General features: G+C 65.4%; 9 protein-coding genes. 2 read left to right on the forward strand and 7 right to left on the reverse strand.

The annotated features are described in order from the left end of the window. Positions 1 to 42: 42 nt before the first annotated feature. Positions 43 to 498: an NUDIX hydrolase gene (locus AC1DMG_RS15820; RefSeq protein WP_477180745.1), complete on the reverse strand. Its 456-nt coding sequence runs from the start codon at positions 496 to 498 to the stop codon at positions 43 to 45. A 172-nt stretch (positions 499 to 670) separates the two neighbouring features. Between AC1DMG_RS15820 and AC1DMG_RS15825 the strand changes: the two genes are divergently transcribed. Then, a complete protein-coding gene (locus AC1DMG_RS15825) occupies positions 671 to 1483 on the forward strand; it encodes a phosphodiester glycosidase family protein (RefSeq protein ID WP_477176697.1) in 813 nt (270 codons plus the stop codon). A gap of 47 nt (positions 1484 to 1530) precedes the next feature. Beyond that, on the forward strand, positions 1531 to 3951 hold the full coding sequence (locus AC1DMG_RS15830; protein WP_477176698.1) for a penicillin acylase family protein: 2421 nt from the start codon (positions 1531 to 1533) through the stop codon (positions 3949 to 3951). A gap of 56 nt (positions 3952 to 4007) precedes the next feature. Here the strand turns inward: AC1DMG_RS15830 and dapE are convergent, their stop codons facing one another. From dapE to glnD, 6 genes are all read right to left on the reverse strand, one after another. Further along, positions 4008 to 5141 (reverse strand): succinyl-diaminopimelate desuccinylase, encoded by a 1134-nt coding sequence (gene dapE / locus AC1DMG_RS15835; RefSeq protein WP_477176699.1) that lies wholly within the window; start codon positions 5139 to 5141, stop codon positions 4008 to 4010. Between the two features lie 41 nt (positions 5142 to 5182). Next, positions 5183 to 6247: a VIT1/CCC1 transporter family protein gene (locus AC1DMG_RS15840; RefSeq protein ID WP_477176700.1), complete on the reverse strand. Its 1065-nt coding sequence runs from the start codon at positions 6245 to 6247 to the stop codon at positions 5183 to 5185. Positions 6248 to 6263: 16 nt separating this feature from the next. Next, positions 6264 to 6761, reverse strand: coding sequence for a DUF2165 family protein (locus AC1DMG_RS15845; RefSeq protein WP_477176701.1), 498 nt, complete (start codon positions 6759 to 6761; stop codon positions 6264 to 6266). A 13-nt stretch (positions 6762 to 6774) separates the two neighbouring features. Further along, a complete protein-coding gene (locus AC1DMG_RS15850; protein ID WP_477176702.1) occupies positions 6775 to 7131 on the reverse strand; it encodes a Spx/MgsR family RNA polymerase-binding regulatory protein in 357 nt (118 codons plus the stop codon). Beyond that, a complete protein-coding gene (dapD, locus tag AC1DMG_RS15855) occupies positions 7128 to 7955 on the reverse strand; it encodes a 2,3,4,5-tetrahydropyridine-2,6-dicarboxylate N-succinyltransferase (protein WP_477180743.1) in 828 nt (275 codons plus the stop codon). Before dapD ends, AC1DMG_RS15850 begins: the two co-directional genes overlap by 4 nt. 110 nt (positions 7956 to 8065) lie before the next feature. After that, positions 8066 to 10720, reverse strand: coding sequence for a [protein-PII] uridylyltransferase (glnD, locus tag AC1DMG_RS15860; RefSeq protein WP_477180744.1), 2655 nt, complete (start codon positions 10718 to 10720; stop codon positions 8066 to 8068). Between the last annotated feature and the right edge of the window lie 228 nt (positions 10721 to 10948).

Here is a 10948-nt window from a genome sequence, read left to right on the forward strand (position 1 = left end):
TCCTTGTACGGCATCACCCCATGAAACGGCCGAGGATCCTCGTCAATCCTTGTACGGCATCACCCCATGAAACGGCCGAGGATCCTCGTCAAACACCAGCGGCAGGAAATGGCGATCCCCCTCCCACATCGGCAGTTCCATCAACCGATCTACCGCCACCCACTCCAGCGTCCCTTCCGGATTGGAAGTCAGCGGTGTGCCGCTGAATCCATCGATGATGAAGATAAAGCCCAGCCAATCCTCACCCTGCTTGCCAAAGCCCGGCCAATTGAGCGTGCCGCGCAGCGACATCGACTCACAGGTGATGCCGGCCTCTTCGAGGATTTCGCGGTGCATGCAGGCAGCAATGTCTTCGCCCGGCTCCATCTTGCCGCCCAGGCCGTTGTACTTGCCCAGGTGCATGTCGTCCGGGCGCGAATTGCGGTGAATCATCAGGACTTGCCGACGATCCGGCGACAACACATAGCCGAGGGTCGCCACGATGGGGGTGTAGGGCATCGGTACGCTGCAGTGCTGGGGAGGAAAGCGGCCAGTATAGTCACGCACCCGTTGCCGCTGCTCGATTCGTACGGGCAGTCGCCCACCCGTCAGGCAATCGCTGCGACAAAATTTCTGCCGATGCATCTGCATGGGCTTGCGCCGGCCCGGCCCGGGCGGCGACCATCAGGACATGTCCACCGCTCCAGGCCGTCCGTCATCCCGTCTGCGCCCCTCACTGTGCTGGCTGCTGCTGGCACTGGCGCTGGTGGCCGGCTGCGATCGCCAGGCGCAGGCCGTGGCCAGCAGGGAGACGGTGTTCGACAACCAGAACTTCCGCGTGGTCAGTATCGACCTTAAACGCGAATCGCTGAGCCTGCACTGGAAGGACCCGGAAAGCGGCGAGCCGTTCGGCACCATCAACGCGCTGCGCCAATGGGGCATGACGCACAGCCGCCGCATGCTGTTTGCCGCCAACGCCGGCATCTACGACCGCCAGTTTGCGCCACTGGGCCTGTATGTGGAGAACGGCAAGACCGCCGTGCCGTTGAACCTCGCGCACGGCAACCCGGCATCGGGCAATTTCTCGTTGCTGCCCAATGGCGTGTTCGCCATCTATGCCGACGGCCACGCCGCCGTGCAGACCAGCGCGGCGTTCAAGGCGGCCGGCAAGCCCGCGCAATGGGCCAGCCAGTCCGGCCCCATGCTGGTGATCGACGGCAAGCTCAACGAGCAGTTCATCGACGACTCCAACAGCCTCAAGTGGCGTAGCGGCGTGTGCGCAAAAACGCCGCACCACGTGGTGTTTGCGGTGAGCGAGGCGCCGGTGAATTTCCATACCTTCGCGCGGCTGTTCAAGGAAGAACTCGGCTGCCGCGATGCGCTTTACCTGGACGGCACCATTTCGCAGTTTTACGTGGAAGGTGAAGGCTATGCCGGCGCGCCCACGTTCATGGTGAAGCCGTATGCCGGCATTTTCGCGGTGTTCTCGTCAACCACGCCCTGACCGCGCACGCTGGCGGTTTTCTTCCAACGCATCGAGTCACTCGCGCCATGAATCAACCCCGCCGTTTCCGCTGGCTCCGTTACCTGCTTGGCACCTTGTTGGTGCTGGTACTGGGCGTCTTCATCGCCGCCTGGTTCCTGCTGGCAGGCAGCCGCGCGCAACTCGACGGGGAGGTGCAGATCAACGGCTTGAGCGATGCCGTGGCCATCACGCGCGATGCGCTCGGCACCACTACGCTGCAAGGCAAGAGTCGTGACGACGTCACCTATGCCATGGGCTATGTGCACGGACAGGAGCGGTTTTTCGCCATGGATCTGATGCGTCGCCTGCCCGCAGGCGAGCTGTCGGAACTGGTGGGCGCCAAGGCGCTCGATACCGACCTCAATCATCGTCGCCATCGCCTGCGCAGCGTGGCGCAGGCCGCCTATGCCGCGTTGCCGCCCGAGCAGAAGCGCACGCTGGATCTGTATGCCGCCGGCGTGAACGCCGGCCTCGCGCACCTGCACGTCAAGCCGTGGGAATACCTGCTGCTCAACGCGAAGCCGCAGGCTTGGCGCCCAGAGGACAGCTTTCTGGTGATTGCCGCGATGTATCTGGATCTCAATGGCGACGGCCGCAACGATCGCGAATTGCACATGGCCGAGCTGCGTGATGCCTTGCCCGCGCCAGTAGCCGATTTCCTGCTCTCGCCCGATCCGGATTGGGAAGCACCATTGCAGGGTGACCTCTCGCATCCGCCGGTGATTCCCGGCGCGGACGTGTTCGACCTGCGCAAAGCCGCACCGTCCACCACCGGCGACAAGACGGCTCTGACCGCCGCCTTGCTCCCCGCGCTGGATGCCGCGCGACCGGGCAGCAACAACTTCGCCGTCGCAGGCAGCCTCACCGAATCGGGCGCCGCCATCGTGGCAAACGACATGCATCTGACGCTGCGCGTGCCCAATATCTGGTACCGCGTGCGCCTGCGCTATCCCGATGCCACGGCGCCGGGCGGCCAGCGCGATGCCAACGGCGTGTCGCTGCCGGGTACGCCTGCACTGGTGGTCGGCTCGAACGGCCAGGTGGCCTGGGGCTTCACCAACAGCTACGGCGACTGGGCGGACTGGGTACGCGTGCAGCGCGATCCCAACGACGCCTCGCGCTACAAGGTGCCCGAAGGCTGGGCCGCGCTCGAAACCCACGACGAAGTCATCCACATCAAGGACGCGCCCGACCAGACGCTGAAAGTGGAAGCGACGCGCTGGGGTCCGGTCATGGGCAAGGACATCGACGGCACGCCGCTGGCGCTGGCCTGGATCGGCGATCGTCCGCGCGGCTACAACCTGGGCGTGATGCAGCTGGAGCACGTCGACAGTGCGCATGCCGCGCTCGATCTCGCCCCCGGCATGGGCATGCCGCCGCAGAACCTGCTGGTGGGCGACAGTGCCGGCCATATCGGCTGGACCGTCACCGGCACCTGCATTCCGCTGCGCAAGGGCTACGACGCGCAGCTGCCCGCCGACTGGTCGACCGCCGATACGGGCTGGCTGGGATGTGCCGAGGCCTCGCAGTATCCGCGCGTTGAAGATCCCGCCGATGGCCGTTTGTGGACGGCCAACAACCGCACCGTCGACGGCGCCGAACTCGAACTGCTCGGCAACGGCGGCCACGACCTGGGCGCGCGTGCGCAGCAGATCCGCGACGACCTGCGTGCGCGCAACAGCTTCACCCCGGGCAATATGCTCGATGTGCAACTGGACAACCGCGCCGTGCTGCTCACGCGCTGGCAGCGCCTGCTGCAGGACACGCTGGCGGGCACGCATGACCCCGGGCTGGAACAGCTGCGCCAGCTCACGGCCAGCTGGGCGGGCCGCGCCGCGACGGACAGCGTCGACTATCGCCTGGTGCGCGCGTTCCGCGACAAGGTGAAGGAAAAAGTGCTGGCGCCGTTCGTCGCCCAGGTGAAGGCCAGGCACGAGGACTTCGCCTGGCCCGGTCTGGTCGACACCGAGGCAGCCGTGTGGACCCTGCTGCGCGACCGTCCCGCCAACCTGCTCGATCCGGCCTACGACAACTGGAACGCCCTGCTCAACGCCGCTGCGCACGACGTGGCCGACGAGCTTGGCAAGCAGCCCGGCGGCCTGGCGGCGCGCACCTGGGGCGAATACAACCGAACGGCCATCCGCCATCCGCTGTCGCGCGCCCTGCCCGACTTCCTCGGCCGCTACCTGGACATGCCCGACGAGCCCGTGGCTGGCGATCACAATATGCCGCGGGTCGTCTCGCCCGGCTTTGGCGCCTCCGAGCGTCTCGATGCCATGCCCGGCCATGAAGCGCAGAGCATCCTCCACATGCCCGGCGGCCAGAGCGACAACCCGCTGTCGCCGTATCACGGTGCAGGCGAGGAGGATTGGGTCAACGGTCGGCCGACACCGTTGCTGCCGGGGCCTGACCAGCACACGCTGACACTGGTGCCCACCAAGTCTTAAACGCGAAAAAGCCGCCTCAGGGCGGCTTTTTCAATGCGCCATGCTGGAAGCCAGCGTCAACGCAAGAGGCGTGCGCAAATCGCCTCGTAAAGCGACGGCAGCTTCTCCAGATCAGCCACCGACACGCATTCGTCCACCTTGTGAATGGTGGCGTTCACCGGCCCCAGCTCCACTACTTCGGCGCCCAGCGGCGCAATGAAGCGGCCATCGGAGGTACCGCCGCCTGTGCTCTCTTCCGGTGCGATGCCGCACAACTCACGGCATACCGAAATCACCGCATCGCGCACCGCGCCGCCCGGCGGCGTGAGAAACGGTTCGCCCGACAGCGACCATTCGATCTGCCAATCCACGCCGTGCTTGTCGAGGATGGCTTCGGTGCGCGTGCGCAGATCCGCGGCGCGACTGGCTGTGCTGTAGCGGAAGTTGATCAAGGCCGTGAGCGTGCCGGGGATCACGTTGTTGGCGCCCGTACCCGCATTGAGGTTGGATACCTGGAACGAAGTAGGTGGGAAGTCCCGGTTGCCTTCGTCCCAACGCTCCGCCGCCAGTGCTGCCAGTGCGGGAGCAAACGCATGGATGGGATTGCGCGCCTTCTCCGGGTAAGCCACATGCCCCTGGATGCCACACACGACCAGCGTGCCGGAAAGCGAACCGCGGCGCCCCACGCGTATCAGGTCGCCGAGCTGCTCTTTCGACGACGGCTCACCCACCACGCACCAGTCGACGCGCTCGCCCGTGGCACGAAAATGCTCGGCCACGCGACGCACGCCGTCGAGATTGGTCGGCCCTTCCTCGTCGCTGGTCAACAGCAAACCAACTCGACCGCTGTGAGCGGGATGCGAGGCCACGAAGGCTTCCAGCGCCACCACCATCGCCGCCACCGAACCTTTCATATCCGCCGCGCCACGGCCGTATAGAAGGCCATCGCGTATCGCCGGCTCAAACGGATCGCTCGCCCATCCCTCGACCGGCCCGGTAGGCACCACATCGGTGTGGCCCAGGAACATCAGCAGCGGACCGCCCTTGCCATGCGTAGCCCACAGATTGTCGACTTCGCCAAAGCGCAGGTGCTGCACCTGGAAGCCTGCAGCCTCCAGGCGTTCGCCGATCACTGCCTGGCAGCCGGCATCGTGCGGCGTCACCGAAGGGCGGCGGATGAGATCAACGGCTAAATCGAGAACCTTGGACATGCTTTGCCTCAAATCATGCAAACCGTGAGCTACTGTGCCAATTAGCCCGCCAACACCGTTCCCAAGGCATGACCTACCACATAGGTGATGCCGGCGGCCGCCAACGTGATACCAAACTGCCTGGCAATGGAAAACACCATGCTCCGCCCGGTGAACAGCGCCGTGCCCATGCCGATCAGCACCAGCCCCACGATGGTCGAGGCGATGCTGGCGACGAAGGCCGTATGGTCTTTCAGAAACAGGTAGGGTGCCACCGGAAACAGCGCACCCAGGGCGAACAGGCAGAACGAGGAAATGGCTGCGCCGTATGCCGAGCCACCCAGTTCGTCCGGATCGATGCCGAGGTCTTCGCGCACCAGAGTATCGAGCGCATTGCGCGGACGCTCGGCGATCTGTTCGGCCAATTCGTCGGCCGTTTTCGCGTCCATGCCCTTCTGGCGATAGATGCTGGCGAGGCTGCGCTTGCCGTCTTCCGGCGATACGGCGAGACGCTCGGCGCGCGCCGCGATCTGCGCCTGATAGAACTCGCGCGAACTGTTGACCGACAGCCATTCGCCCAGCGCCATCGAGCATGCACCGGCCACCAGCCCGGCGAAACCGGCGAGCAGGATCGCGTGGTTGCCGGCGGCTGCGCCCGCCATGCCCATCACCAGACTGCCGTTGGAAACGAGTCCATCGTTCGCGCCCAGCACGGCCGCGCGCAAAGTGTTTCCGCTTTGCGTGCGATGACGGCCGCTGCGCATCGACGGTGTGTGTGGCTCAAGGAAATGGTCGCGGTGTCCTTCGCGGTCGACCGGAGTCGGCAGGTGATCGGCGTGTTCGAGCCGTACCACCGTGGGCATCACAAACTCGGTGCCGAAGCGTCGCGCAAACCAGGTCAGCACCTTGACGCGAACGCCGAGCCGCACCGGCGGCACTTCGACGCCCATGTGTTTGAGCTGTTCTTCCCAAAACGTTGCGTTGGCTCGTTCGCCGTCGGCAATCCGCCGATAGGCCCGCCGCAGACGCTGGTCGGAGGCTAGCTCGGACAGATGCTCATACAGCGCCGCATTGTCACGCTCGATCCGAAGATTGCTGCGGTAGTGCCGTGCGCGACGGGCTGTCATGCCGCCTCCATGTGACTCATTCGTCGAGCTCGCCATCGCGCTGCCCCAGATAGACCAGCGCCACCAGCAACACCGCCACGAAGCGGAACGCGCTCTCCAGTCCATTCCACTGCGTGGACATCCACATGCCGAACCATTCGCCGCCCACGGCGATGAAGCCGCCCAGCCACAACATGATGCCGATGGTGAGGCCGAGCACACTCATACGCTTGGCGCGATGGAATACCACAGCCGGCGCCGCGCGCGTACGCCACAGCCGCCACACGCCCAGCCAGCACAGCACGGCGGCCAGCGTTTCCGTGGCGATGATCAGGCCGTAGGCAAGGTGCTGCAGCAGCGGCGAGGTGATGGCGCGGTAATGGATGCCCGCGCCTGGGAAGATCGTGTCCATCGCCAGCACGTGCTGCACGAACGGCCAATTGCTCCCGTAGTCGGTGAGGTTGCCGAACGCCACCAGGCTGAGCCAGGGCGCGATGGCGGCGAGCAGCAGGATCCGTGACAGGCGCACCACCATGGCGATCGCGACCTCAGCGCCCGAACAGTTTCTTGAAGCCGTTGTCGGTGAAGCCCAGGCTGACCGAACCGTCTTCCTGCAGCACCACCGGACGGCGCACAAGCGCGGGATATTCCTTGAGCAGCAGCGTCCACTCCGGATCGCTGCCCGGATTCTTGCGCTGCGGCAGCAGCGTGCGCCAGGTGGTGGACGACTTGTTCACCAGTTTCTCCCAGCCGCCGAGCTGCTGCGCCCAGCTTTTGAGCGTGGCCGCCGGCACCGGATGGGCGCGGTAATCGACGAAGGTGTATGCCACCTCGAAGCGATCGAGCCAGTTGCGCGCCTTGCGGCARGTATCGCAGGTGCTCAGGCCATACAGGGTCACGCTCATTCGGCGCTCCGCAGCAGCTCGTTGATGCCGGTCTTGCTGCGCGTCTTCTCGTCCACCTGCTTGACGATGATGGCGGCGTACAAGCTGTGCGAACCATCCTTCGCCGGCAGGCTGCCTGCCACCACCACGCTGCCGGCCGGCACGCGGCCGTAGCTCACTTCACCGGTGGCGCGGTTGTAGATGCGCGTGGACTGGCCGAGGAACACGCCCATGCCGATCACGCTGCCCTTCTCCACGATCACGCCTTCGACCACTTCCGAACGCGCACCAATGAAGCAGTTGTCTTCGATGATGGTCGGGTTGGCCTGCAGTGGTTCCAGCACGCCACCGATGCCCACGCCGCCGGATAGATGCACGCCGGCGCCAATCTGCGCACACGAACCGACCGTGGCCCAGGTGTCGACCATGCTGCCGGCGCCGACATAGGCGCCGATATTCACGTAGCTGGGCATCAGCACGGCGTCCTTCGCCACATGCGCGCCACGGCGCACCAATGCGCCAGGCACGACGCGCGCACCCAGCCCTTCCAGCTCCTGATCGTTGCCATGGGCAAAGCGCAGCGGCACCTTGTCGAACGCCATGGCCGGGCCACCATCGACCACACGATTGCCGTTGATGCGGAAATACAGCAGCACGCCTTTCTTGATCCACTGATTGACCGTCCAGCCGCCATGGCCATCGGGCTCGGCGACGCGGCGCTCGCCCGCTTCCAGCAGGTCGATGACCTGCYCCACGGCGGGACGCAGATGGGTGTCGATCTCGGCCTGGGTCAGTTCGTTGCGGCGTTCGAAGGCGTCGTTGATCAGGGTTTCAATAGGTTGCATGGCAGTCACGGCAAAGGGGTCGGGAGTGAGCGGCAACGCAAGGTGCCGCAAGGGACAAGCGATTCTGACAAGAAAAGGCGTGCGCCGCGAGTCGATGCCACGTCGCCGCCTCAGGCGCGTTTTTCCTTGGCGGGCCCCAGCCGTTCGAGCAAGGCATGCAGCAATCGATCCTGCAACTCGATGCTCAAGGGCGCGTCGTGACGGTCGGTGATAAGGAAAAAATCCTCCACGCGCTCGCCGAAGGTGGCAATGCGCGCGTCGTGCACGCGCACACCGGCATCCATCATGCCCTGCGCCACCGCCGCGAGCAGGCCGGGGCGATCGCTGCACACCAGGGCCAGGCGTGTGCGGCCGTTGACGGTGCTGAAGGCAATCTTCGGCGCCGCCTGGAAATGCTTCAGGTGCCGCGACATGCTGCGGCGCGACGGCTGGTGCACATGACCCGGCTGCGACAAGGCGCGATGCAGGCKCTGCTTGAGCTCGTCGGCACGCTCCGGCGTGGCCGGCTGCTGCGTATCCGCTTCGAGCAACAGGAAGGTATCCAGCGCCATGCCGGTGGGCGAGCTGAGAATGCGCGCCTCCATCACGGATAGATGCAGGCGATCGAGCATGGCCGTGACGGCGGCAAACAAGCCATCGCGATCGGGTACGTAAACGAACAACTCGGTGGTGCCACGCACGGATTTCGGATGCACCTCGACCAGCGGCGTTGCGCCCTTGGCGCGCAGGATCGCCGAGGTCTGCCAGGCAATCTGTTCGGGCCGGTGGCGCAGGAAACTCGATTCCGGAAAGCCGCGCCACACGCGCTGGCACGCGTCGGCCGTAAAGCCTTCCTGCTCCAGCAGCGCCAAGGCCTGCTCGCTGCAGTGGCGTACGCGCGCGGCGGCATCGGAGGGCAATTCGTCCTCGCTGCGCAGCACGTAGCGCGTGGACGTATAGAGGTCCGCCAGCAGGCGATCCTTCCAGCCGTTCCACAATTTGGGACTGGTGCCGATGATGTCGGCGATGGTCAGCAGGTAGAGGTAATCCAGCCGTTCGGGCGTGTCGACGGTCTCGGCGAAACGCTGCACGACATCGGGATCGGTGATGTCCTGCCGCTGCGCCGTCGTGCTCATCAGCAGATGCCAGCGCACCAGCCATGCAATCAGCTGCGTATCGTCCTCCGGCAAACCCAGTCGTCGACCAAAGGCCAGCGCTTCCTCTTCGCCAAGCACCGAATGATCGCCACCGCGCCCCTTGGCGATGTCGTGAAACAGCCCTGCAAGCAGCATCAGTTCCGGCTTGGGCAAACCCGGCCAGATCTTGCAGRCGATGGGAAAATCGTTCGCCGCATCCGCGTCGGCAAAGCGCGCCATATTGCGCAGCACGCGCAGCGTGTGTTCGTCGACGGTGTAGACGTGGAACAGGTCGTACTGCATGCGGCCAAAGACTTTGCCAAAGGCCGGAAGAATCGCCGCCAGCAGACCATGGCGATTCATCCGCCACATCGCCTCGACCGCCGGCGCACCCAGGCGCAGCAGGCGCAGGAACGCTGCCAGCACCTCCGGATCGTCGGCGAGCTCGCGATCCAGCGCGGCCGATGCCTGATGCATGCGGCGCATGGTGTCGGCGGTGAAGCCGGTGATGCCCGGCTCGCCCAATCGCGCGATGAATGCATCGACCAGCGCTGCCGGCCGACGCATGAACAGGTCCGGATCGCGCACGGCAAGTCGCTTGCCGTAGCGCACGAAATCCTCGCCTACCGGTTGCGGTGGCGCGAGCGGCTCGAGCATTTCTTCGAAGCGCTCGGCGATCTGCACGCCCAGCCGCTCCACCTGACTGGCGGCGCGGTAGTAGCCCTGCATGAACTGTTCAACGCCGAGGTTCTTCTCGTGCTCGTCCTGGAAACCCAGCCGCGCCGCCAAGGCACGCTGATAGTCGAACAGCAGGCGTTCCTCGGCGCGCCCCGCTTCCAGATGCAGGGCGTAGCGATAGCGACGCAGCGTGGCCTCGGATTGTTCCAGCGTGTCTTTTTCAGCGGGATCGAGCAGGCCTTCTTCAACCATGTCGTCGAAGTCGTCCGCATGCGCAAGACGACGACCCAGCCAGCGCAACGCATCGAGCGTGCGCAAGCCACCGGGGCCATCCTTCAGATTGGGTTCCAGGTTGTACGCCGTGTCGTTGTAGCGCGCGTGGCGTGCATCGCGCTCGGCCAGGCGCACCGCGAGATACTCGGCCGGCGGCCACAAGGCAGGATCGTTGACGATCGCCTTGAGCCCTTCCTCCATCGAGGGATCACCGACCAGCCGGCGCGCATCGAGCAGGCTGGTGAACACGCTGGCGTCTTGCCGGGCAAGTACGCGGCATTGCGGCAGATCGCGCACCGCGTGACCTACTTTCAGGCCGATGTCCCACAGGGTAGCGAAGCACTGCTCCAGCGCGCGCAGTCGTGCCGGTTCGGACGGCCCGACCAGCGCCAGCAGATCGACGTCCGAATGCGGAAACAGCAAGCCGCGGCCAAACCCGCCAACCGCAAACAACGCAGCATCGCTCACGTCGCCGAGGCAGGCCGACCACACATGCACCACGATCCGCTGCACCGACTCCCCGCGCCGCTGGGCCAGCGCCGCCGCATCCGCACCATCGCGAAACGCCGTCGCCAGCGCGCGATCCACATCACCCAGCAGCTGCCGCAGCGCCCGCCGCGCATCCGCCGACACACCCGAACGCGGCACCGCCGCAGGCAGGCGTGGCAAAGGAGGCAACACGATCGGAGCGACAGGCATGGAAAGGGACGCATGTGGCGATGCAGCAAGTCTGCCACGCATGGGGGTGGAGCGCAGGGCAAATTGTGGTCAAGACCAGAAAATATCGGCAAAAGCCCAAGCCTGATAAACGGCTTCGATTGCAACGCCGCCACGAGCCCCCCTCACCCCAGAGCTCTCCCCAAAAGGGAGAGGGAGAAAAAACTGTGGGAGCGCACCCTGTGCGCGACAAGCCTACGGAGCGGCACA

Source organism: Dyella sp. 01N36, assembly GCF_056399745.1.